Origin of the sequence: Bradyrhizobium altum (genome assembly GCF_020889705.1) — a bacterium.
Taxonomy (GTDB): Bacteria; Pseudomonadota; Alphaproteobacteria; order Rhizobiales; family Xanthobacteraceae; genus Bradyrhizobium; species Bradyrhizobium altum.
The window spans coordinates 1-21,760 of sequence record NZ_JACMYP010000028.1 but is presented as its reverse complement, the minus strand read 5'-3'; the positions used below and the strand labels follow the sequence as shown (position 1 = coordinate 21,760).

The window sequence follows — 21,760 nt, the reverse complement described above, 5'->3', positions numbered from 1 at the left end:
ATCCGGATCGAGCCGGGTGTGGAACTGGCGACGCTTTCGACGGTGCTGTCGGCGCTTGAGGGCATCCGGTGATTGCACTGAGGTCCGACCTAAAAGTGGTGCTGGCGGCACAGCCGGTCGACTTTCGTAAGTCGGTGCACACGCTGTCGGCGCTGGTGAGCGAAGCACTACGCGCGAACCCGTATTGTGGCGACGTCTTCGTGTTCCGCAGCAAGCGCATGGACCGAGCGAAACTTCTGGCATGGGACGGCAGCGGCATGGTGCTGGTAACGAAGTGGCTGCACCAGGGGCGCTTCACCTGGCTGCCGACCCGCGACGGCATTGTGCATCTCAGTGCGACGCAGCTTGCGATGATGCTCGACTACCCATGCGAATGTGCTCTTCTCCCAATCGAAGCAGGCGGAGGCCATCAGTTCGCCGCGATCTTCGCCGTCGCGCTGCGCCACAACGACATCAGCAACACCCTCTCGACTGCCCCGATCGGTTCGCGCCGATGCACCGGCGTGACCCCAGCGGCAACATCGATGCGCATCCCTGGTGCCAGGGTTTCTATGCCGCGATGCAGCGCAGACTGCCGGCGTGCGCGCCATTGCTGGACACTAGCGCATTGCCTCATCAAGAATGTTACCGGAGAACTGACCGTCAGGATTGGGGCGGCGATACCGAATCGGATCGGTGTCGCCGATGGTAGAATGGATCAGCATGGGTGCTCGGCGCGAACTCACGGCGGCGGTGGTAGAGCGCTGTCGATCAGCGGGGCGGGCAGATAAGGGGCGCATGCTCGACGAGCTTTGCGCGGTGACGGGCTGGCACCGCAAGCACGCGGTCCGGGCGCTTGCCGGCCATGTCGCAATTTCGCCGGAGGCCAGGCGGTGCCCCTATCAGGGATGCGCCGGTGGCTCTGTGGGAGTCATCGGATCGGATCTGAGGCAAGCGGCTCAGGTTACTGATTCCGACGTTGCTTCCTTCGCTTGACCGGCATGGCCGGCTCAAGCTCGACCAGGCGGATCGAGAGTTGGTGCTCGGCGTCAGCGCAGCCACGATTGATCGCCTGCTGGTCGAGGCCAAAACGCGGCCGGCGGTAAGCGCTGGCGGGTCGGCTTTTATTCGGCGGTACGGCGGAAAGTTCCGATCCGGACGTTCAACGATTGGCAAATCCGCCGCCGGGGTTCTGCGAGGTCGACATGGTGGCTCATGGCGGCACATCTGTCGCTGGCTCGTTTATTCAAACGTTGACAATGGTCGACGTCGCGACTGGTTGGACCGAATGCATGCCGCTGGTGACGCGCGAGAGCGGCCTCGTCGTGCGAGCCATGGAGAGCGCACAGAACCTGTTTTCCTGGCTCATTCGTGGCGCCGACTTCGACAACGACAGCGCGTTTACGAACGACGTCGTCGTGCCCTGGTGCCGTACGCGAAAGATCGAGGTGACACGTTCGCGCACCCACAAGAAGAACGATCAGGCTTTCGTTGAGCAGAAGAACGGTGCGGTCGTCCGGCGACTCGTGGGATACGGTCGCTTTGATGGTGTCGAGACGACGCGCGTGCTTGAATGTTTGTAGGCTGCATCTCGGCTACATACCAACTTCTTCCAGCCGTCCTTCAAGCTGAAGGACAAGCGACGCGAGGGCGCGAAGGTGATCAAGCGCTATCACGTGCCAGCCACGCGCCATCAACGAGCACTGGCGAGGTTGAGCAAGTTCGTCAAACGGCGTCTTCGAGAGCTTTATCGCACGCTCGATCCCGTGGCCCTGCTGCCCGAGATGAGAGATCCCCAGGCGGAGCTCGGCACGCGCGTCGACGCCTCGTTCGACCGTGGTTGTAAGCAACGTCCGCTACTCGTTCGGCTTTCAACGACACTGAACGCGAGTATCTCTGCGGTCTTGCGGCGATATCCGGTATCCCATGGCCATAGAAGTCTTTCACTTTCGTCTCAAATGAAGATTGTGAGATCTCTACCACAGGCGGATCGGAAACCAGGGAATACGGTCGTGGAGCTGCCCGCGCAAGGCGTCCTCGTCCGCCTCCTGACCAAGGGCTGTTGCAATGCGTTCTCGCGTAGCAGCGTCAGTCTCCTTGGAGTTCAACGGCTCTCGTGCTGACGTCTCTGGGGAGGGGCCTGGGTTATAGATGCTAGCGCAGCGTCCGAGCAGTAGGATGGCAAGTGAGGTGAGGAGGGCTGAAAACGCCCGAGGACGCCACGAACATAAGTGCCGTCAACCCCTTTATCTCATCTGGGCTCATGCTATCTCTTTGCGACTATTGCGCACTGTTAACTGCCTGCGGGGATCGGTCACGAGCCTCTCCTGGTGAAGCGTTGTCCTTGGCGGCAGTGAGCTGGACGGATCCGATTGGCTGGACGATGAAATCCGAGGCGAGATCCTGGTAGGACAAAACAGGCAGATCGATCGCGTTGCGGGTAAGAAAGCCGCGCACGAAGCGCCGGATATCCATTGAACCCAGAACAACCGGCCGGCTCTTGCTCCGCGCGATGCTGGAATGAATCTGGCGGAATTGTGAGAGCAGCTTCTCGCTCTGCCAATCCTCTAACACCAGGTAGGGACCGACGGCAGTATCGCGCACCGCACCACGCACGATATCCTCGGTCTCACGTTCGATGATAAAGGCGGCCACCACACGGTGCGCGTTTGCATAGCGATGGCAGATCTGCCGTTTCAGACCGGAGCGAACATATTCGGTGAGCAGCACGGCGTTCTGCTCCCGTTCACTCCATTCTGCTAACGCCTCCAGGACCAGACGGGTATTGCGAATGGGGATGCCCTCGTCCAATAGGCGACGTAGGACGTCAGCGATCCGGGGCACCGGTGTTGTGCGCAGCACCTCCTTTACCAGGTCAGCATACTCCTGCTCCATCCGGCCGAGTAGTTGACGCGTCTCCTGAATGCCCACCAAACGCTGTGCGTAGCGTGTCAAGGCCGCGTGGACGCGCAAGGCGATGATGTCGCTCGGATGGTGATGTCCTATTCCAGCGGCTTTGAGAGCCGTTGCGTGACCTTGTTCGATCCAGATTCGATTCGCCTCGGAATCTTGCCGAAAGGGGATGCCGCTCAATTCGATGTTCGTCACGTCATCGTTAAGCACGAGTTGCGTCGGGTCAACGAAATCGCCTTCAACCGGCACTCCCTCAACGTCGACCCGGAATTGGGATTCATTTAAGTGTCGGTCGACTTGGGTGGGAATGCGTGGAACCGTGATTCCAAGATCTGAGGAGACCATTGCCGAGATCTGTGCGATGCGTTGCTCAAGCTCGTCGTTGTCGATTGCATGCGTCAGATTCGGGGCGAGGACTACCGCGATTGGAAGCGCCTCCGCGGGCACGGTCTGCTTCTGAGCTTGTGCCTGAGCCGGAGCCGAACCGCGGATGCCGGCGTCCGGCTTGGCAGCGGGCTTGCCGCCGTGTATGCCGACCTTGACGATGCTTGCCGCAGCAAACAGTGCGGCCAGCATGACGAACGGAGGAAAAGGGAAACCGGGGACGAGCCCTATCACAACAAGGACGCACGCAGCCAATCGTAGCGCTTGTGTGCTGGCCGTAAGTTGGTTGACGATATCGGCGCCAAGATTGAGTTTGGAAGGACCGTTGACACGGGTGACGATAGTTGCGGCCGTAATTGACAGCAGAAGAGCCGGGATCTGCGAAATTAGCGCATCACCTATAGTCAGGATCGTATATTGATGCAGTGCCTCTTCAAGGGACATTCCCTTGGAGAGTATTGCGATCGAGATGCCCCCGAGCATATTGATGCAGATGACTATGAGCCCGGCGATGGCGTCGCCCTTCACGAATTTCATGGCGCCGTCCATGGCGCCGTGAAGTTGGCTTTCTCGCTGCAGTACGGCTTGCCGGCTGCGAGCTTCGTGCTGATCGATATGACCGTTGCGCAGCTCCGCGTCTATCGCCATCTGCTTGCCAGGCAGCGCGTCCAACGTGAAACGTGCCGACACTTCTGCGACCCGTTCGGCGCCCTTGGCAAGAACCATGAACTGCACCATGGTCACGATTAGGAATATGATAATTCCGACCGCGATGTTGCCTGATATGATGAAATGGCCGAACGTTTGGATGATGCTGCCGGCGTCGCCTTCAGCGAGAATCAGCCGCGTTGTCGCGACGGTGAGAGCCAAGCGAAAGACGGTTGAGATCAGGATGACGCCCGGCAGGGACGAGAAGTCAAGTGGGGTGTTGAGATACAGCGCGACCATAAGCAGCAATATGGCAAAGCCCAGGTTGAAGCCGATCAGCGTGTCGATCACGACGATGGGGATCGGCATGATCATCATCCCGATCGCCAGAAGAAGCATCAACGCGACCATCAAATCCGGGCGTGCAGGGGCGCGCATGATGAGACTGCGTAAGACGTTGGCCATGAAGAGCCTTATTGTTGTTTGATTAAAGCTCTGCTGGCCCGCAACGAGACATAGCGTTTGAAGGTGGATTGCGCCTCGGCCATGCGGTCAGCCTGACGCAGGGCGTGACTGCGCAATAGCATTAAAGGCAGTCGCGAAGACGGCTGGTCGTCAAGCGTGTCAAGCCTATCCAAAACTGCCAGCGCCTCGTGACCCTGTCGCTCTGAGATGAGAGCGTAGGCCAGCATGCGTAGCAGGTCGATGTCCCGAGAATGATCGTGAGCGACGATGCGCAACAAGGCCAAGCTCTGTGCACTCTGCCCGCACGCAAGATGGACATAGGAAAGTGCGCAAAGTAAATCACGCTCCTGCCCGGAGATGAGCACGGCCTCACCGGCTTTTGGAACGTTTGACGGTGGACTAGGTGGAAGCTGTTGCACTCCATCCGAATTGGACATTGCTAACCTTTGATCAAGCCGTTGTGATTCTGGCGGAGCAGAATCAACCTCCGCAGCTCCAGCTGCAGAAGGGCTATCCCTTCGCGTGAGGCTGCACCCTCTGCCGCGTTCGATAGCGCATCGACCAAACGCTCGAGAAGAGGGCCGTGTTTCTCTGGGCGCAAAACGTCCGAATGACGTAGGCGGGGCGTGACGAAGGCGATCAGATTGCCAGCGAGAGTGGGGCCATTGAGGCAAGCCAGTTCCGCGCTACGCGCCACCTCACCTAACTGAGCGGGCGTACTGCTAGGATTGATGCGCGAAACTGGGTCGATCGGGTCGAGCGCCAGTTCGCTTTCGATCGCGGCTTCAGCGGGGAGATCTCGTGCGAGCGAATCCTGAAAAACCGGCGAACGGCTCGTGCCTCCATGCGCATCCGTGTTCCCGATCTCGAGGCTCTTTGCTCGAGGAATGAGCGGGGTAATGGAAGGTCCATGATCGTCGACATTGGGCGCCTGAAAGGAGGTGCCAGGCTCGATAGAATGCTGGGGCAGCCTCGTCATGACAGTTTCCTTATCTGCGGGGCTGAAACTTTAATAAGGCAGAGTAGCAACTTGGCCATTCCGGCTCAGCAGCACACGCCCTTCTTCGATCCCATTGACTGTCCATCCATTATTCAAGAGCGCGCCCACGAAATACTTTTGCCTAGCAATGACGAGATAAGGGGCGCTTCCGCGCCAAACAGCTTGGACAGCAATGGACGACGGCGTCTTTTCCTCCCTGACGGCTACTGCATTGACAAGCGTATAAGCGCCGTTGCTGTGGCGGTCGAACCATTTCTGGACTTCCTCCCATTTCGCGCGAGAGGCGGGCGCAAGGGTGCCATTAGTGGTGACAACGCCCGGTCCAGAACCCACTTTGATGTTGAGAAGGCCTGCTCTATCAACTTCCTCTTGCAGACGTTCGGCAGCTGCAGCCGTGGTCAGAGCATCAGCTGCGTTAAGCGCCGATCGTGGCGCAACTTCCACGACAGGGGAGGAGCCGGAGCTGGGCGCCACGGCGCTGCCGGTACGAGCGAAAATTCTTGAGATTGTGCCGGCCGCGACAGAGCTGAGCAGGACCAAGGCGAGCGCGACGATCGATACACGCCAGCGGTCGCTACGGCGGACTGGTTGAGAGTCTTCTATCGACCAGCGAATGGACATCGTGCCCGGATGAATGACGGCGGGAAGAGGGACGACAACGCGCTCATTCGGTGAAATGTTCTCACTTCCATCAACCCGGATTTCGCTGGCAAGAGCCTCGATCTCGATCGCATTGCAATGTGGAGTGACGCGCAGGTGATGCCGCTCGAGACCTTGCTCGATAAATACAAAATCGGCATCGAGGCCGCTGCCAATCAGGATTGGCCCGGCCTCTGCTGTGCCCGTAAGCCCGCAATACAGTCCCGACAGCACTTCGAAACGGGGGCAATTCTGTTCACTCACGGTCGGCCTCCTGAAGAGCGAAGAGAGCCGCACGGCAACGCCGTACGACTCATTTCGAGTTCGCAGATTACTCACCCGGGAAAAGTGGGACGACAGCGTCGTCCCACTTCAACTATTACTGCACCCGCTCGTCGGCGACCTTCTTGACGGCTGAAAGCTCAGTTGAAACGACGCGCAGTTCCACGTCCCTCTCCGCAGCCTTCGTGCTGGTGGCGGTCAGGGCAGCGAGTTGCCGATTGAAGGCCGCCTCTCCGGTGGCCTCAGTAAGAGCGGAACCAGCTGCAGAATTGACAATGCCTGCTGCTCCACCTGCAGTCGAGGTATGAGACGCACCAACCGTACCATTAGTCATGTTGTTTCTCCTATTTGTTGGGTGTTACCGCAAATTGCGGCTCCCATTCGCCGACGTCGCAACGCGCGACGTCAGGAATCCTCGGCTGTCTCAGCCATTACGTCCTCAAAACGGCCCATCTCACTACCTGCCATCTGGGCAGCGATGGTGCCGAGAGCGACGTTAAACGCTTGACGCAAAGCGGCATCCTGCGAGTTGCCAGCTGGATTGGCCGCGCTATCGATGGGGGTGCGCGCGCCAGGCGATTCGCGATGATTGCCCTGTGCCCCTTCTTTACCGCCACGATTCGTATGCACGTCGGCATCAACGTGCCCACCGGCGCGTGCGTTCGTAATCCGCATCGGGTTCTCCTATGTCATTTCAGTTAAGCCAATGGAGGCAAATCTCTACTGTCCTCATTGTGGATGCATTAGCTTTCGACAAGCTGACGTAATCGTGATTCTTCACGACGATATCGATCAGTCCGGTTTCGCGTGGTATCGAGCCGGCGCCGACCCTCGTGAGGCAGTCTCCGGCCTGGTCTGCACGAACTGCAGAACGGGCTCTCCATCTCACATTGTAACCGTTTCATTCCATGTCCATCCGCGTCTTCCGCCGGTGATTAAGGTCTCGACAACGTCAGCTTTCCATGATTCGAGATAACGGCGTGTCGCTCCGACTAGCTGTAAACGCCGGCAGCTTGCGTCCGCTCGGACTCGATGCGAGCCTTCAGGTCGTTCAAATAATCTTCCGCGTAGGACTGCGCCATCGAAACCGGTAGGTTGATGCCGGCTGTCGCCGCTTCTTGAATGGCCTGCTTCACCAAGCCTTCGCGCATGGCCAGTTTGACCTCAGGGCCGGCTATACAGCTGACCGCCTGAGCCGCAAGACTGAGGCCGGCTTCTTCCAGCGCTTGTTTCAAGTTGCCGCCTGTGATGGCCGTGTGCAGAAGATTTGCTGCTTGCGCCTCGCTCTCGAGCACCATTGACGCCAGATCGGCCAATTCACCCAAGCCTGGAATGAAGCCAAGTGTACCAACCGCCGTTGCGGCCCAGTCGATCACCTTCGAGCCCACCTTGAGCACGTCGTCAAGCACGTGCATGAAGGCACCCCCGTTCTTCTTGGAAGACTTGATATCGGGCTGATCCTCCGCGCCAATCATCATGTCTGCGACAGCGGACTGATCGGCAGCCGTTTTGGCGACATGCGTCCTCAACTGATGAGCCGTGCGGTTGGCAGCCGACATGTTACTGAAGAAGTGAGTGAAGTCGCTATTGCTGATGTTGCCGGAATCGACCGTATGACCGCCGCCGAAATCAAAGAACTTATGGTGGGTCTTGTAGCCTGTGATCGAATTGTTCAGTAGCCCAAACAACAGAGGATCCGAGAGCAGCTGTGAGGCCGCCTTTCGTACCTCGGGAGCGAGGCTCTTGTCATCGACCATGCTGGCGAGCTTGTCCCGCGTGAGGTCGCCCTTTCCGAAGAAAGCGGCTTGATTCTTGTTGATCGTGTTCAGCGTATCCAGCTCGGTCTGCGAAAGGTTCATCGACGATGAGGCAACCTGCAGGAAGTCCTCCTTATGGACTTTATCTATCGAGCCACCGTACAACTGTTTCCATTCGTTGGAATGATCGAGGAAGTATTGCGCGGCTGCGACAACCTGCGGCGGACATTTGCCCGTTTTGGCCTCGCCGTCGACGATCTGCTTGAAATCCGCAAGGCTTAGGTTCTTGGGCAGGTTATCGGAATACCGATAGAGCTCGCGCAATGCATCATTCTCGCTCATAACCGATGGCTGACCGCTTCCGGTGCCGTCGGATGGAATGTAGTTCTGCTCGTAGCGTCGCGCCTGCTGGTCCTGGAATACGGCAACCTGTGAGTGATGATCGGAGAAGCTGGAGAGGTCATCTGCCTTGATCTTGCCACCGCAGCGGCCGTCGCCTTGCGACCCTATCGCATAGAAGAGTTCCGGGTCCTGCTGCAGTGCTTCGATCGCCGCCTTGAGATCCGGCGGTGTGGAGGGATCATTGGCCAAATCTCCAAGGGATTTCCAATCGAGCGGGCACTTGTCTTTGTGACGGTTCAACATCGACACAATCTGCAACTCCGTATCAGTCAGAGTGCCGCTGTTCCATGTAATCCTTGAGCTTGGTACTGGCGCCGCCGCAATTCCAACGTTACCCGCAGCCGGGGCGGGCTGTGGAGCTTGCCCAAGTGCATCCAGTGCTGCTCTCAAGTCCGGCGGCAAGATATTTCGCGTCTCCTGCGTGAGCTCCTCCGCCAGTTGCTTGGCTGCCTCTGCCGCCTCCGTATCCTGCGGTGCGGAGTGATCGCCGGTTGTATCTTTCAAGGAGCAACCGGCCAGAACCGCCTCGAAGCTTGAAAGTTCGCGGGCTGACGGAAGGCCCGGAGCAAGCCCGGACAATGTTCCCGTTGAGCTGGCGGTTAGCGATAGGTTGTTGACTGACATTATACTTCCTCTGATGTGAGATTGCACCACAAGCCGGTCAATGGCGCAGCGGGAAATCGCGACGGACAACGAGCAAGAAGATCGATAGGCGGAGTCCAAGAGCCATTCCGGTTGCCCAGCGGGTCCCCGCGCTTGGTTCCGCTACAATCTGTCGGCACATCGCCGTCTAGATGTTCACGCTGTTGTGGTAGGGGGACTAGCTTTTGAGAAGCTGACGGCTCTCAGAAGAATTCGCAACGAGCCAATGAAACAGGAGTAGCCAACGGCTACGGCGCATGGTGTGCGTACGTTAGCCTCGTGGTGCTTGATCGTGTCCTGACGCGGCACTTTGGCGGAATCAAGAACTCGCGGCTGCTATCCCGTGATGGTCGCGTTCGGCGATTCGCGCGACAAGCTCGGACCGCCGACATCCCATGTCGGAGTTAACCGCGTGGCTACGCCGGCGTCTCCGCCACAAGACTATGGAAATCTGCTCCATTGCCGCGGCGAAGTAACGCGACCAGATACCGTTTGCCGGTGCATATTCCACAATATTATTGCCATCGTCGTACATGTTGAGTGTAGGTCGACGGTGGCTTCGAGCGCATTCAAGCTGAAATGTGCTCAGCATCTATTCCTTATCAGCTATGTTTTGGCCGCTCGACCTACCTTCGCTCGACTCTGCAGGCCAAAAGCCAGGGTCCAGTCATGGTGTAAGACGAAGAACCCCATCTTCTCGCCATTCTGCTGTGTGGCGAACACCCAGGATAGTGAAAGTCGTCATCGGCGAGGCTTTGCTTGGCCCGGCTTCTTAGCATGTCGACCTGAGATCGCGTTGCGGCTTGGCCAGTGAAGACCCAGTAGTCCTTGGCGCGACGTCCGTCCCCAGGGCAAAATCTCCGAGTTCTGGCGTCGCACCCTCGGCGCGTGACGACAGTCAATCTGGCTGGGAAGCCGCTTCCGCCCTGATTGCCGCGCGGCACGACACCCCGGCTTGCGATGGTTCGGACCGAGCTGGCTGGCCATTGGCCTAGGTTCACGATCTTGCCAAACTGGATTCTTGCCGAAGTCGCAGCCGTCAGCGAGGAAATGAGCAATCAGCTGGTGGGAGTTCGAGCGAACGCCGCGCCCAATGATGGCTCGGGGTGCAAAGGTCCGGCCTCGTGTTCCTACCAGATCGGGTTCTGGCTTACATCGGCCCCTTCATGCAGCGCCAACAGTTCGCGCTCAGAGTCGCTCGGATCTGGGCGCGATGAGGAGGAGTTGGGCGCCAGGCTCGGGTCTGCCCGGCTTATCGAGTTAAAGTCCATCCTGTTCCGCATTTCAGATCACGGACGGGCTCGAGGTTGGGAGACCTGTTCGCAAGGGGCGCGGGGAGCGAAAGAGCGAAACTCAACTTACCGTCAACAATGATGCTCACAGTGTTTCCGGTTCGATCGTCTGTCATCCCGACATACGTCTATTGCGGCACTCGTCCGCGCTCTCATGCTGGCAGGATCAGCTTTCTGAAGGATGCAGAGGCGCTTTGAATTTTCTCGTAGGCTACCCTTGTCATCAGTGGTCTGGGCCCGGTGCGTGGACGACGCCACCTTGATGCGGCACGGTGGGTGACATAGGGGCCTCTGGTCGCCCATCACGAACCACCACGCTTGAGGATCCGCGAAACAGCATTAAAACCGTATCGTGCGACGGCTTTTCGACGATCGGGGTTCGCCGCGCCTCCACCTCCGCCACCAGGGCCTTGAGCGTCTGGTCCACAAGCGCGACAAAGCGAGGTGGACCAGACGCGAGGACGAGGCCATCTCCCGGTGCAGCTTTCAGGATATAGCGCTCATCAGAGATCTTAAGTGCATCGAGCGCCGCCTTGAATGCATCGAAAGTGATCGGATTCAAGGAGAGCAGGCGGCTTTGCACTTCGCGCGCGTCGGATACGTACAGCACCAATCCATCGTAGTACCATTGAAGATTGTAGAGATTGGTCAAATGGTCGAGAAACTCTCTCGGAGTGAGATCCGGCATCCGCCCCCGAATTCTACCCTTCACCTCGGCGCTGACGTTGACACGAATATTCAAGTTGTTGCCGAACTCCTGGAGTGCCGCAGCGAGGTCCTGATCCAGGATTGTATAGCTATAAAGAGTCGATGGCAGATGTAGGTCAGCGCCGAGGGCCCTAACGATACCCAGCGAAATGAAAACCCAAACGTATAGAATGGTCTTCAAGATGTGTAGCCTCGTGGCTCGAGTGGGTGTGCTTGGAATTTGCGCTTGAGAACAGCCATCGAAACTCGCCCAAAGTCGGAAATCGAAATTTCTTCCACACTGGAGACCAAGCGTGGTCTTTAGATGACGATCTTGGTGATGCTCGTCAGCTTTTCGTCAGCTCTCCTGTCTAGGGTTCTGGGCACGTTCACGGTTATAAGCGGCTAATCGCATCACGTGAGAGCTATGATTTCATGTTTGGCGTCACTCCGATCTTCGCCGGCCCTGTCGAATGCCTCTCCAGGGCTTGCTCATCGACGCAGGCCGAGTTTCAGCAGAAACTTGCACAGGTAACCTTGCATCAAGGTGTCGCCTCTTCCGTGACCGATGGCGCGTTGGCTCCACAAGCCGTGGAACTTCAGCGTGCCGTTGCGTCGGCAAATGCAGTCGGCGATCGCATCCTTCAGAATCTATCTGCCTTGCACCAGGGCAAACCATTTCCCTCGGGTGAAATCCCTTCGATGATCGGTGGCGAACCTATTCCTGCGAAAAGTCTCCAGCTTGGGCCGGCCGCGCAGCCCGTCATGCGTTCGCACGAAATGCATGTTCATTCCGTCGGAATGCCGGAAGGCGTGGATAACTTCGAGGTGATGCTGGCGAATTTGCGGGATGTTTACAATAGCGTCATTGAGGTTTCGCTCATCTCCAAGAGTGCCGGCACAGTGAGTTCATCCTTGAACAAGCTGCTATCGGCGGGCTGAGCGACCTCGATGGACGTTTCGATGCAAAGAGAGGTTGGTCGCAACGTGCTGGCGGGAAGGTGGTTTCATGTTTTCCTCGTGCTGCCGCTGTTGCTGGCCGGTTGCAAGGCCGATCTCTACACTAAAGTCCAGGAGCGTGAAGCCAACGAGATGCTGACGCTTCTCCTTGGCAAAGGCGTCGATGCTGTCCGTGTTGTCGCTAAGGATGGGACGAGCACGATTCAAGTCGAAGAAAAGCAGCTCGCCTTTTCGATCGAGATGCTGAACGATCGGGGGTTGCCTCGGCAGCCTTACAAGAACCTCGGTGAAGTGTTCAAGGGGGCGGGCTTGGTTGCCTCTCCGGTTGAGGAGCGTGCCCGGTACGTCTACGCCCTAAGTGAAGAATTGTCGCGCACGATCAACGATATCGATGGGGTGCTCTCCGCCCGTGTCCATATTGTTCTGCCGAAGAATGATCTTCTGCGACAGGATTCGACACCGTCCTCGGCGTCAGTCTTCATTCGTCACGGCTCCGATGCGAAGCTCTCGGCCTTGCTGCCGCAAATCAAGATGCTCGTGGCCAATAGCATCGAAGGGCTCTCCTACGACAAGGTCGCAGTTGTGTTCGTGCCAGTTGAGCGGGCTCAGCATGAGCTGTCGCCTTCGGCTGCCGCTACTTCGGCCCAGCCGGCCAAGTTCTTGTCAGCGCCTTTCTTGCTTGCCATCGGCGTCGGAGGCGTGGGCGCGGCGTTCGGCATTGTGGCTTACGTGCTGCTGAGCACACGAGGGCGCCAGCTCGGTCAATCATTGCGCAAACTGACAAATCTCGGTGGAGCTTCGAGTATGCCGGTGGTCCAAGCCGTCGGCAAAAAGCTAACCTCCGATGCGAGATAGGTAAAAATGCAGTGTCGGTATCGACGTCCGCCGAACCAAATCATTCACTCGGCTCGCATTCCGATCGCCTGCGCGAGCTTGCTGCCTTGATCCATCCGAGCCGTTTTGCCGCTCATCTTGATGCGCTGCTGTCAGCCGCAACAGTGCTAAAGTTGCAAAATTCTTACAGGCTGCAGAAAAGATTGGCCGAATTGCTGCTAGGCAGCGAACTTGCCGCGAAAGGAAGTAGCTGGGGGAGGGACGTTCTAGTCGGGCACGATCCGCGTCGGGTGGCCTTGCTCACTGGCAGCGTCTGGCATGCACGTTCAGTCCTGAAGCTGGTATCAAAGCACGATCTCACGATTCTGGTCGGACACATCGGGGCTGAAGCACATGCCTTCGGCATCCGACACTTATGCAGCGCCGTCGCGACCACACCGATTGTCGATCCTGAGCAACTTTCGCGGCAGATTGAACATGATGGATATGCCTGTCTTGGCGCTTGGCTCGAAGGTGCGTCAGAGCTCGACCGTGCGCGCGTGATTCTCCGCTTGCCTGTCGGGTCCGCCGCGGAGACCCCTGCCAGCGAACACCGCAACGCCGCAAGCCAATTGCTGTCTTTGGTGATGGAGCACCTGGCGACGGAGACACCAGCGGCATGATTGTCACTGACCCAGCGTTGCCAGAGGCGTCCCAGATACGTCCTCTTGGTCCACTCATACCGGCCGCGGAACTCGGCATATGGTATGATGCAATACAGACGCGCGCACTGGCAGAGCGGTATCTACAGCAGGCTCGCAGCTGGGCGAGCAAAGCCTATCAGCGCGAGCGTATGCGTGGCCACGCCGAGGGCATGAAGGCAGGCTCGGACGAAATGGCGCGGATCGTCGCCCGCGCTGCTTCGGAGTTGGCGCGGCGAAAGGCCGTTCTGGAACAGGAGTTGCCACAGCTCGTCATTGAGATCTTGAGCGATTTGCTAGGCTCCTTCGATCCGGGCGAGATGCTGATCAGGAGCGTTCGCCATGCCATCGAACAAAACTGTGGCGGTGCCGAAGTATGTCTTCATGTGGCTCCATTGAATGCCGATGCACTGACCCGTGAGTTCGCAGCGTTTGATGGAACGGATGGGCGGCCCAAAATCAGAATTGATCCGGATCCAGCGCTGACGCCGGACCAGTGCGTTTTGTGGACCGAGTTTGGCAATGTCGATGTGGGGCTTGCCGCGCAGCTCCGCACCTTGCGTTTCGAACTTGGCTCGTCTTTTCGGATGGGCGAACCGTGACCGTGTCACGATCAAGCGACCACGGTGCAGCTGGAGAAAAATCCGTCCACGCTGCGTTATCGTCTCTGCGATCTGCGGCAATGCAGATCGATACGCGTGCCGTGCGCGGACGAGTCAAACGGGCAATCGGCACGTTGCTTCACGCCGTGCTACCAGGAGCTCGTGTTGGAGAGATTTGCGTGTTGCAGGATCATGGCACGGGATGGTCGCTTGAGGCCGAGGTGATCGGGCTGCTGCCGGACGGCGTGTTACTCACGCCAATCGGCGACATGGTGGGCTTATCTAGCCGTGCTGAGGTGGTTCCGACCGGGCGAATGCAGGAAGTATCGGTCGGTCGCGATTTGCTCGGCCGCGTGATCGATAGCTTTGGCCGTCCACTCGACGGCAAGGGCCCGATAAAGGCGGCGCACACTCGCCCGCTGCGTGGCGCGGCGCCCAATCCAATGACGCGGCGCGGTATCGAGCAGCCGTTTCCGCTCGGCATCCGCGTGCTGGATGGACTTCTGACGTGTGGTGAAGGCCAGCGAATCGGAATCTATGGAGACGCCGGTTGCGGCAAGTCGACGCTGATGTCGCAAATTGTAAAGGGAGCTGCCGCCGACGTGACGGTGGTCGCGCTAATAGGCGAGCGTGGACGTGAGGTACGTGAATTCATCGAGCGTCACATTGGCGTGGCGCTCGGTCGCACGATCGTTGTCGTTGAGACATCCGACCGTTCGCCGATGGAGCGGGCGCAATGCGCCCATACGGCGACGGCACTCGCCGAGTATTTTCGTGATCAAGGACTGCGCGTCGTTTTGATGATGGATTCATTGACGCGCTTTAGCCGCGCGATGCGCGAAATCGGCCTTGCCGCGGGCGAACCTCCCACACGACGAGGCTTTCCTCCCTCGGTATTTGCGCTACTGCCCGGTCTGTTGGAACGCGCCGGTATGGGCGAGCGCGGCTCGATCACGGCTTTCTATACCGTTCTTGTCGAAGGTGACGGTACAGGCGATCCAATAGCCGAAGAGACGCGCGGTATTCTCGATGGTCATATCATTCTGTCGCGCTCGCTTGCGGCGCGAGAGCATTTTCCCGCCATCGACGTGTTGTTGAGCCGGAGTCGAGTCATGGATGCGGTCGTCTCGGTGTCACATCGCCAGGCGGCATCCCTCTTCCGCGATCTGCTCTCGCGCTACAATGAGGCGGAGTTCCTGATCAAGGTAGGTGAGTACAAGCCGGGTAGCGATCCGCTAACGGACCGGGCGATCGGCTCAATCGAGGAGCTGCGGGCATTCCTGCGCCAAGGGCAGCATGAGCCGTCCAGTTTTGAGGAGGCCGTCACGTGGATGTCGCGTCTGACCGCCTGAATCTCGTTCAAGCCTCCAAATTGCGGCTCGTGAAGGACATGAGGGAGCGAAGTGCGCTTCGGGAGTTGTCCAACAGGGAAGGCAAGCGCCGCATCGCCGATGAACGGGTAAAGCGAGCTTCCGACACGCTTGCAAGCGCCGAGAAACATCGCGCAAGCGTCGAAGCCGAACTTTATCTGCAGCTGGCATCCATCGATACGATGTCTGTCGCAGAACTCGATCGTCGCCGCCACATCGTCATTGAACGGCTCGCAGCCGGCATCGCATCGGCACGTCAGGCGCTTGAGGAGGCGTGCGTCGCTCGAGAGCAGGCCGAGGCGGAAGTGGTGGACGCGCGGGCTCTGTGGACCAGGCGTTTGGCGGCGCGCCGTAAATGGGAACAGATCGAATCTGATGTTCACAGTACAACCAATACTCGTTTGGAGTCAGCGGCCGAAATCGAGGCCGACGATGAGGTTTTGCTTCGCTATCAGTGCGGCTCGCCTGGGCGAGCGGTAGGCGATTCGATCTAATGGCTGATTCACTGATCTCGGCGCCAGCTTGCGGTTCTGTAGAAATGGGGTCGGCAAATGCTCGGGGCGAACTCTTACCATTCGAGCCACCGCTAACGCTGACCCACGAGGTAGTCTCGTGGGTCAATGAGGTCGCCGCTCCGCGCGTAGTTCTACGGAGCCGCCTTGGCGACAAGCCCCTGTTCGTGCGCATGAGCCGGCTTGTCTGGCATGCAGAGCCATCTGCCGTCTCGATGCTTGACTGCGTAGTTCGCGTCGGGGACGAAACGGCGATCTTGTCTTTGCCTCGTCGGCTTGCCGAGGCACTGATTTCGACGGTGCAGCAGGGCCTTACTCTACCTTCCGACCCAACCAGTTCGCTCCTTCTCGAGCTCGCGCTTGAAACGTGGCTCACGCGACTAGAGGACTTGTTCGCGCGAGATTTACAACTTGTCCGCATCGACGAAGCACGGACAGAAGGGCCTTATCTAGAATTCGACACTGCCTACGGACCGCTCACTGACAAGGCGCGCCTGTTCCTGTTCTCGTCTCTCGATCGCCGGGTTCCCCCTGCATTCCGGGTGTTAGCCCAGCTGCTTGGCCAACTGCCGCCGGAAATGCCCAGGCTTTCTCCGGAGTTTCCTGTCACGGTCGCGATAGCGATCGGCTCGCTTCGCGTGAGCATCGCACTCCTTCGTCAAGCACAGAGCGGCGACGCGCTACTGCCGGACATCACTCCCTTCGCTCAGCACATAGTCATCCTCAATGCGGACAAGCTATGGGCTCCGGCTCAGGTGGCCGGTGCCAGACTGGTCCTGCAGGGGCCGTTCCGCCTGCAACCCCATCCTCTAGAGTGTGCCCATATGACGCCACGACCTCAAGCACAGCAGCTGGTTCCGTCATCGGAAGCCGACATCGACAACATTGAGATCACGCTTGTGTTCGAATGCGGTCGCTGGCCTATACCGTTAGGTACGTTGCGAAACGTCAACGAAGGATATGTGTTCGACCTCGGGCGACCGCTTGATGGTCCGGTCGACATTCTCGCGAACGGTCGATTGATCGGCCGCGGCGACATCGTGCGTGTCGGTGAGAAACTGGCCGTCAGGTTACGCGACAGGTTGGCGGTCAATGAGTGACATTCAACCAAGCATCGTTGCGCTTCTCGCGGTGACGGTCGGCCTTGGCCTGCTCGCGTTCGCGGTGGTCACAACGACCGCCTTCATAAAGGTTTCCGTTGTTCTCTTCCTGGTCCGTAACGCGCTCGGGACACAGTCGATACCCCCGAACATCGTTCTGTATGGCGCTGCATTGATCCTTACCGTCTTCATTGGCGCTCCAGTATTTGAGCAGACCTACAATCGTCTGACCGAACCGCAACTTCGATATCAAACGTTCGATGACTGGGTGACCGCTGCCAAGGAAGGGAGCGAGCCGCTGCGCGCCCATCTCAAGAAGTTCACCAATGAGGAGCAGCGTTCGTTCTTCCTCTCGTCGACAGAACATGTCTGGTCGGAGGAAATGCGCAGCAACACAACGGCCGATGACTTTGTGATTCTGATACCGTCCTTTCTGATATCGGAACTCAAGCGCGCCTTTGAAATCGGCTTCCTTCTCTATCTTCCATTCATCACGATCGACCTGATCGTAACTACGATCTTGATGGCAATGGGAATGTCGATGGTTTCACCAACGCTGATTTCCGTCCCTTTCAAGCTCTTTCTGTTCGTTACGATCGACGGCTGGTCGCGGCTCATGCACGGATTAGTCTTAAGTTACGCAACGCGGGGAGGTTAAGATGGATGATGCCGGTATTCTCACTCACCTGAGCCGATCGCTCGTCCTGTTCATGATTTGGGTTCTGCCGCCGCTCATTGCAGCTCTCGTCGTCGGATTGGGTATCGGCATCATCCAGGCGGCAACGCAGCTGCAGGATCAAAGCTTGCCGCTTACCGTGAAACTCCTTGTTGTTGTCGCCGTGCTTGTTCTGTTTTCTCCGGTGCTGAGCGCGCCACTTATCGAACAAGCCCAGCAGATCTTCGCGGAGTTCCCAACTCTCACGAGGTATTGGTAAGTGGAACGCAAGGGTGAGCGTCCGGCACAGGGTCGCCATCGCCATCGCTCGTGTGAATCACGAGGAGATAGTCCGTCAGCTTATCGAAAGCGAGCCTCAGTAGCATGAGAGGAAGACTGCTATTTTGATCGCAAGCGGCCTTGTCGATTTCGCCTTCGAAAGAGTGCTGCTCGAGACCGGAAAGCGAGGCGTCAAGATCGATGAAGGCTAGGACGGTTGGCAGACACTCGAACGATGCGTTCGGCGTGAGAGGTCAATAGAGCTTGGTTTGTCGGCCCTGCAGGGCCTGAGGTCGGCTGGTGCTATCCTTGAAACTGGCCATGTCTCGTCGCGGGGGAAGCGATGGGAGGCAGTTGGGCCGAAGTGATGTGCCTTTCACATCATGGGCGCGTCATCCTGTAGAGTCTGGAGCGAACCGGCTGAATATCTGCGACCTTCTTGAATTCTAACATCATGGCGCGGCGAGCGTGGCTGGTTCGATTGGCCGAAGCGAACGATCAACAAACCTTCAAATGCATAGTTTGTCCTTCACCGAGACGCAAATTCTGATCCAGACTGCTACCGAGTTCATTGTTGCAGCCGGCCTTGGTGCAGCCCGGGCCCTCGGCATTATGTTGGTGCATCCCGTGTTCACGCGGCCGCACATTAGCGGGATGATCCGCGGAAGCTTGACGATCGCGCTTGGGCTGCCATGCTTGGCTCATATCAGGGACAGCCTGCAGATGCTAAATCCGGACACTCGTATGGTCGCAGTCGCGCTCCTCGGTCTCAAGGAGATATTCATCGGCCTACTGTTCGGCATCCTGCTCAGTATACCACTATGGAGCATTCAGGCAGTTGGTGACATCATCGACACCCAGCGCGGTATTTCGAGCCAGGTGGACGATCCTGCGACACGCAGCCAAGCCTCGGCGACGGGGCTTTTTCTCGGGACTGCTGCAGTTACGATTTTCGTTCTATCTGGAGGTCTGCAGACGATGGTCAGGTGCCTCTATGGCAGCTATCTGATCTGGCCCGTGGATCGGCTACTACCACCCCTCACCCAGCAAGGGGCAATGGAATTCGTAGCGCTTCTCGATCATATCATGCATACGACCCTGCTGGTCTCGGGGCCCGTGCTGGCTCTGCTGCTCCTGATCGAGGTATCGCTCATGTTGCTCGGGCGCTTTGCGCCGCAAATCAAGCTGAACGATCTTTCCCCGACCATCAAGAACGCGGCGTTTGGCATCATCATGGTCAGCTACACCGTCTACCTCATCGAATACATGAGAGCGGAGATCACCCAGTTCAACGGTGTACTGGAGTGGCTCGAGAAGTTCTTGAAATGAACGATTCGAGCGAGGAGAAGAAGCTTCCACCAACTGCCAAGAAGCTACGGGACGCCCGTAAGAAAGGGCAGCTCGCGCGCAGCGGCGACTTCGTGAGCGCGCTCAGCATTTGCGCCGGTTTCGGCTGTCTATGCCTCAGAGCAGGCTCGATCAAAGATGGGTGGCATGAAGCGGTGCGGCTCATCGACAAGCTACAGGAACAGCCCTTCAACGGCGCGGTCGCGCAGGCGCTGATCGGATTGGTCGAACTCACCATGACCGCCGTCGTCCCAATTATTGGGGCGGCCGCGGCCGCAGCCATTCTGGCCAGTTTCGTGGCCACTGGCGGGCCGACGTTTTCTGTCGAGCCGCTCAAGCCAACCCTTGAGAAATTGGATCCCATCAAAGGGTTGAAGCGGCTTTTCTCTCAGCGATCGCTTGTAGAGCTTGGTAAGTCGCTCATCAAGGTGCTCAGCCTCGGCGCAATCCTTCTTCTTACTGTGATCGCAAGCTGGAAGGCGCTGGTATACTTGCCTGTCTGCGGAATGGGATGTTTCGGCTTCGTCTTTCAAGAGCTCAAAGTCCTGATCGAGATTGCGGCCGGGGCTTTTCTGATCGGCGGCTTGGCTGATCTGCTCATTCAGCGCTGGCTATTTTTGCGCGACATGCGCATGACAGAGAGCGAAGCGAAGCGCGAATCCAAGGAACAGGAGGGCAATCCGCAGATCAAGGGCGAACACCGCCGGATCCGTCGCGAGGCGGCAAGCGAATCCCCGATCGGCATTCGTCGAGCCACATTGATACTGACGGGGCCCGCGACGGTGATCGGGCTGCGCTACGTTCGCGGCGAGACCGGAGTGCCAGTGTTGGTATGCCGCGCTGAGGGCGAACTTGCTTCGCGGCTGCTTGAAGAGGCGCGGGCCCTGCATCTGAGTATTGTCCAGGACCATGTTTTAGCGCGTGAGCTGATCCAAAAGGCGACGATGGGGAGGGCCGTTCCGATTGCGTGTTTTGAGCGGGTCGCAAAGGCAGTCTTTGCTGCCGGCCTGGTCTAACTTCGCGCAAGGCTGATGCGGAGGATCCTGGTCAAATACAGAATTTGATCGACAAGCGGCGCAGTAATCACAGAAGTGGCTGGTCCTTATCGCGAACCTAGTGACCAGAATATCAGCCAACACTGCATGTCTTGCTGCGAGTATGGGCTCGTGAGCCGCTCATGGGGACTCTGGCGGAGCCGTGTCATGAATTGCATCTTCCGATTTGCTGCCGTTGCCCGGTGTGGAGATCCCACGAGCGATAAGGGGACGCACCGCACGATCACCACTGGTTGGCATGACAGCACTATTCCCCAGCAAGTCGCCAGGATCGTTGATCATGACTCCGAGATTATTCCGGATCGAGCAGCCCAGCGTCGGGTCAAAGGAATTATCGTCAGTTGAAGGGCCGACGATCGAAAGCGACCGGCAAACGGGAGGATATGCTTCGTAGATAATTGCCTCGATCCGTACCCCGAAATGGGCGGGTAGATCGACGGGGGAGGCGGCTAAGTGAATATTATAAGGGGCAACGCCCATTGCGCGGGCCTCATGCGCCACTTGAGCAATGAGCCGGGGTGAGCCAGTGACGTCGAGATGGAGGGCATCCCGCCGACCGCGACTTGCATTCGCAATGAAATTCCGCAGCCGATATCTCTCGGCGCAACGAAGACCTTGTAGCGACAAGACACTGGTCTTCTGCGCCACTTCGATTGCTTGCTCGGGCGGCTCAGAAGATATCGAAGCACGATTTGTGCATCCGTCCAAGGCTACGCCAATAGCGATCAAACAGCACAGCTGTCGTAAGATCATTCTCGGTCCTCATTCGATAATGCACCGCCGGCCGCGCCGGGTACTGCCGTGGGGGAAGGGACGCGGCCTCGCCGCGAATTTGCCAATGTGTTTGTCAAAGTGCGGCCTGCATCCGAGGGCGGTCCGATACGGTCGGTGGGGGCGATTATCTTGCCCGGATTCGATGCTGGTCGCACGATATAGGGCGTTACAACAATGACCAGCTCCGTCTCCTGCTTCTGAAATGACGATGAGCGAAACAGCGCGCCTAAGATCGGCACATCGCCTAACCAAGGAAAGGCACCAATGTCGGTGTCGAAATTGCGCCTAATGAGCCCTCCAATTGCAAAGCTTTGACCACTGGCAAGCTCGACGACGGTACTGGCACGCCGAGTGGAGAGACCAGGCACAGAGATCCCGTTGACGCTGACTTCACCTTCTTTCGACAATTCGCTGACTTCAGGCTTCACGTGGATATTGATCTGATTGTTGCTGAGAACGGTCGGAACGAACTCCAGACTGATGCCAAATTGACGGAACTGGA

24 protein-coding genes are annotated in these 21,760 nt (G+C 58.1%); 13 read left to right on the top strand and 11 right to left on the bottom strand.

Annotation, left to right across the window (positions count from 1 at the left end):
• The first annotated feature begins 68 nt into the window (after positions 1 to 68).
• Positions 69 to 770, top strand: a complete 702-nt coding sequence (tnpB, locus tag H8B02_RS10615) for an IS66 family insertion sequence element accessory protein TnpB (RefSeq protein WP_229166196.1) — start codon at positions 69 to 71, stop codon at positions 768 to 770.
• 378 nt (positions 771 to 1,148) lie between these two features.
• A complete protein-coding gene (locus tag H8B02_RS10610; protein WP_229166195.1) occupies positions 1,149 to 1,562 on the top strand; it encodes an integrase catalytic domain-containing protein in 414 nt (137 codons plus the stop codon).
• A 142-nt stretch (positions 1,563 to 1,704) separates the two neighbouring features.
• Here the strand turns inward: H8B02_RS10610 and H8B02_RS49355 are convergent, their stop codons facing one another.
• From H8B02_RS49355 to H8B02_RS10570, 9 genes are all read right to left on the bottom strand, one after another.
• Entirely contained in the window at positions 1,705 to 1,980 is a 276-nt protein-coding gene (locus H8B02_RS49355) for a hypothetical protein (RefSeq protein WP_512699907.1), read from the bottom strand.
• Positions 1,981 to 2,259: 279 nt separating this feature from the next.
• On the bottom strand, positions 2,260 to 4,389 hold the full coding sequence (gene sctV, locus H8B02_RS10605; RefSeq protein WP_229166194.1) for a type III secretion system export apparatus subunit SctV: 2,130 nt from the start codon (positions 4,387 to 4,389) through the stop codon (positions 2,260 to 2,262).
• 8 nt (positions 4,390 to 4,397) lie between these two features.
• Positions 4,398 to 4,826 (bottom strand): tetratricopeptide repeat protein, encoded by a 429-nt coding sequence (locus H8B02_RS10600; protein WP_229166193.1) that lies wholly within the window; start codon positions 4,824 to 4,826, stop codon positions 4,398 to 4,400.
• 2 nt (positions 4,827 to 4,828) lie between these two features.
• Positions 4,829 to 5,368 carry a hypothetical protein gene (locus H8B02_RS10595; RefSeq protein WP_229166192.1) on the bottom strand — a complete coding sequence of 180 codons (540 nt, stop codon included), beginning with the start codon at positions 5,366 to 5,368 and terminating at the stop codon, positions 4,829 to 4,831.
• A gap of 30 nt (positions 5,369 to 5,398) precedes the next feature.
• Positions 5,399 to 6,292 (bottom strand): SctD/MshK family protein, encoded by an 894-nt coding sequence (locus tag H8B02_RS10590; RefSeq protein WP_229166191.1) that lies wholly within the window; start codon positions 6,290 to 6,292, stop codon positions 5,399 to 5,401.
• Between the two features lie 115 nt (positions 6,293 to 6,407).
• Positions 6,408 to 6,644: a hypothetical protein gene (locus H8B02_RS10585; protein WP_229166190.1), complete on the bottom strand. Its 237-nt coding sequence runs from the start codon at positions 6,642 to 6,644 to the stop codon at positions 6,408 to 6,410.
• A 71-nt stretch (positions 6,645 to 6,715) separates the two neighbouring features.
• On the bottom strand, positions 6,716 to 6,985 hold the full coding sequence (locus H8B02_RS10580; RefSeq protein WP_229166189.1) for a hypothetical protein: 270 nt from the start codon (positions 6,983 to 6,985) through the stop codon (positions 6,716 to 6,718).
• Between the two features lie 317 nt (positions 6,986 to 7,302).
• On the bottom strand, positions 7,303 to 9,093 hold the full coding sequence (locus tag H8B02_RS10575; RefSeq protein WP_229166188.1) for an HrpF/NolX family T3SS translocon protein: 1,791 nt from the start codon (positions 9,091 to 9,093) through the stop codon (positions 7,303 to 7,305).
• A 1,533-nt stretch (positions 9,094 to 10,626) separates the two neighbouring features.
• Positions 10,627 to 11,292 carry a nodulation protein NolW gene (locus tag H8B02_RS10570; protein ID WP_233287016.1) on the bottom strand — a complete coding sequence of 222 codons (666 nt, stop codon included), beginning with the start codon at positions 11,290 to 11,292 and terminating at the stop codon, positions 10,627 to 10,629.
• Between the two features lie 233 nt (positions 11,293 to 11,525).
• Between H8B02_RS10570 and H8B02_RS10565 the strand changes: the two genes are divergently transcribed.
• From H8B02_RS10565 to H8B02_RS10515, 11 genes are all read left to right on the top strand, one after another.
• Positions 11,526 to 12,032: a nodulation protein NolB gene (locus tag H8B02_RS10565; protein WP_229166187.1), complete on the top strand. Its 507-nt coding sequence runs from the start codon at positions 11,526 to 11,528 to the stop codon at positions 12,030 to 12,032.
• Positions 12,033 to 12,041: 9 nt separating this feature from the next.
• Positions 12,042 to 12,905 carry a type III secretion system inner membrane ring lipoprotein SctJ gene (gene sctJ / locus H8B02_RS10560; protein ID WP_376711637.1) on the top strand — a complete coding sequence of 288 codons (864 nt, stop codon included), beginning with the start codon at positions 12,042 to 12,044 and terminating at the stop codon, positions 12,903 to 12,905.
• Between the two features lie 11 nt (positions 12,906 to 12,916).
• Positions 12,917 to 13,546, top strand: a complete 630-nt coding sequence (locus tag H8B02_RS10555) for a nodulation protein NolU (protein WP_229166186.1) — start codon at positions 12,917 to 12,919, stop codon at positions 13,544 to 13,546.
• Positions 13,543 to 14,166 carry a type III secretion system stator protein SctL gene (gene sctL, locus H8B02_RS10550; protein WP_229166185.1) on the top strand — a complete coding sequence of 208 codons (624 nt, stop codon included), beginning with the start codon at positions 13,543 to 13,545 and terminating at the stop codon, positions 14,164 to 14,166. Before H8B02_RS10555 ends, sctL begins: the two co-directional genes overlap by 4 nt.
• 80 nt (positions 14,167 to 14,246) lie before the next feature.
• Positions 14,247 to 15,518 (top strand): type III secretion system ATPase SctN, encoded by a 1,272-nt coding sequence (gene sctN, locus H8B02_RS10545; RefSeq protein WP_229166184.1) that lies wholly within the window; start codon positions 14,247 to 14,249, stop codon positions 15,516 to 15,518.
• On the top strand, positions 15,494 to 16,030 hold the full coding sequence (locus H8B02_RS10540) for a hypothetical protein (RefSeq protein ID WP_229166183.1): 537 nt from the start codon (positions 15,494 to 15,496) through the stop codon (positions 16,028 to 16,030). The genes sctN and H8B02_RS10540 overlap by 25 nt, the downstream gene beginning before the upstream one ends.
• Before the next feature lie 44 nt (positions 16,031 to 16,074).
• The gene (sctQ, locus tag H8B02_RS10535; RefSeq protein ID WP_229166225.1) at positions 16,075 to 17,148 is read left to right on the top strand and encodes a type III secretion system cytoplasmic ring protein SctQ; all 1,074 of its coding nucleotides are present in this window, start codon (positions 16,075 to 16,077) and stop codon (positions 17,146 to 17,148) included.
• On the top strand, positions 17,141 to 17,806 hold the full coding sequence (gene sctR, locus H8B02_RS10530) for a type III secretion system export apparatus subunit SctR (RefSeq protein WP_229166182.1): 666 nt from the start codon (positions 17,141 to 17,143) through the stop codon (positions 17,804 to 17,806). The genes sctQ and sctR overlap by 8 nt, the downstream gene beginning before the upstream one ends.
• A gap of 1 nt (position 17,807) precedes the next feature.
• Positions 17,808 to 18,083: an EscS/YscS/HrcS family type III secretion system export apparatus protein gene (locus tag H8B02_RS10525; RefSeq protein WP_229166181.1), complete on the top strand. Its 276-nt coding sequence runs from the start codon at positions 17,808 to 17,810 to the stop codon at positions 18,081 to 18,083.
• A gap of 512 nt (positions 18,084 to 18,595) precedes the next feature.
• Complete coding sequence (sctT, locus tag H8B02_RS10520) at positions 18,596 to 19,411, top strand: type III secretion system export apparatus subunit SctT (protein ID WP_229166224.1); 816 nt, start codon at positions 18,596 to 18,598, stop codon at positions 19,409 to 19,411.
• Positions 19,408 to 20,445 carry an EscU/YscU/HrcU family type III secretion system export apparatus switch protein gene (locus tag H8B02_RS10515; protein WP_229166180.1) on the top strand — a complete coding sequence of 346 codons (1,038 nt, stop codon included), beginning with the start codon at positions 19,408 to 19,410 and terminating at the stop codon, positions 20,443 to 20,445. The genes sctT and H8B02_RS10515 overlap by 4 nt, the downstream gene beginning before the upstream one ends.
• Positions 20,446 to 20,604: 159 nt before the next feature.
• Here H8B02_RS10515 and H8B02_RS10510 read toward each other — a convergent pair whose 3' ends face one another.
• Positions 20,605 to 21,237: a CpaD family pilus assembly lipoprotein gene (locus H8B02_RS10510; RefSeq protein ID WP_229166179.1), complete on the bottom strand. Its 633-nt coding sequence runs from the start codon at positions 21,235 to 21,237 to the stop codon at positions 20,605 to 20,607.
• Positions 21,234 to 21,760, bottom strand: a 527-nt coding sequence (locus H8B02_RS10505; RefSeq protein ID WP_476727252.1) for a secretin GspD/PilQ domain-containing protein, incomplete at its 5' end; no start/stop codon positions are given. The genes H8B02_RS10505 and H8B02_RS10510, both read right to left, overlap by 4 nt.

Bases quoted from the DNA above. Each gene is read 5' to 3' on its own strand.
- sctT (WP_229166224.1), top strand. From the start codon at position 18,596: ATGCATAGTTTGTCCTTCACCGAGACGCAAATTCTGATCCAGACTGCT.
- sctL (WP_229166185.1), top strand. From the start codon at position 13,543: ATGATTGTCACTGACCCAGCGTTGCCAGAGGCGTCCCAGATACGTCCT.
- H8B02_RS10515 (WP_229166180.1), top strand. From the start codon at position 19,408: ATGAACGATTCGAGCGAGGAGAAGAAGCTTCCACCAACTGCCAAGAAG.
- H8B02_RS10565 (WP_229166187.1), top strand. From the start codon at position 11,526: ATGTTTGGCGTCACTCCGATCTTCGCCGGCCCTGTCGAATGCCTCTCC.
- H8B02_RS10510 (WP_229166179.1), bottom strand. From the start codon at position 21,237: ATGATCTTACGACAGCTGTGCTGTTTGATCGCTATTGGCGTAGCCTTG.
- H8B02_RS10600 (WP_229166193.1), bottom strand. From the start codon at position 4,826: ATGTCCAATTCGGATGGAGTGCAACAGCTTCCACCTAGTCCACCGTCA.
- sctV (WP_229166194.1), bottom strand. From the start codon at position 4,389: ATGGCCAACGTCTTACGCAGTCTCATCATGCGCGCCCCTGCACGCCCG.
- H8B02_RS10580 (WP_229166189.1), bottom strand. From the start codon at position 6,985: ATGCGGATTACGAACGCACGCGCCGGTGGGCACGTTGATGCCGACGTG.
- sctQ (WP_229166225.1), top strand. From the start codon at position 16,075: ATGGGGTCGGCAAATGCTCGGGGCGAACTCTTACCATTCGAGCCACCG.
- H8B02_RS10585 (WP_229166190.1), bottom strand. From the start codon at position 6,644: ATGACTAATGGTACGGTTGGTGCGTCTCATACCTCGACTGCAGGTGGA.
- H8B02_RS10595 (WP_229166192.1), bottom strand. From the start codon at position 5,368: ATGACGAGGCTGCCCCAGCATTCTATCGAGCCTGGCACCTCCTTTCAG.
- sctJ (WP_376711637.1), top strand. From the start codon at position 12,042: ATGGACGTTTCGATGCAAAGAGAGGTTGGTCGCAACGTGCTGGCGGGA.
- H8B02_RS10575 (WP_229166188.1), bottom strand. From the start codon at position 9,093: ATGTCAGTCAACAACCTATCGCTAACCGCCAGCTCAACGGGAACATTG.
- sctR (WP_229166182.1), top strand. From the start codon at position 17,141: ATGAGTGACATTCAACCAAGCATCGTTGCGCTTCTCGCGGTGACGGTC.
- sctN (WP_229166184.1), top strand. From the start codon at position 14,247: ATGCAGATCGATACGCGTGCCGTGCGCGGACGAGTCAAACGGGCAATC.
- H8B02_RS10525 (WP_229166181.1), top strand. From the start codon at position 17,808: ATGGATGATGCCGGTATTCTCACTCACCTGAGCCGATCGCTCGTCCTG.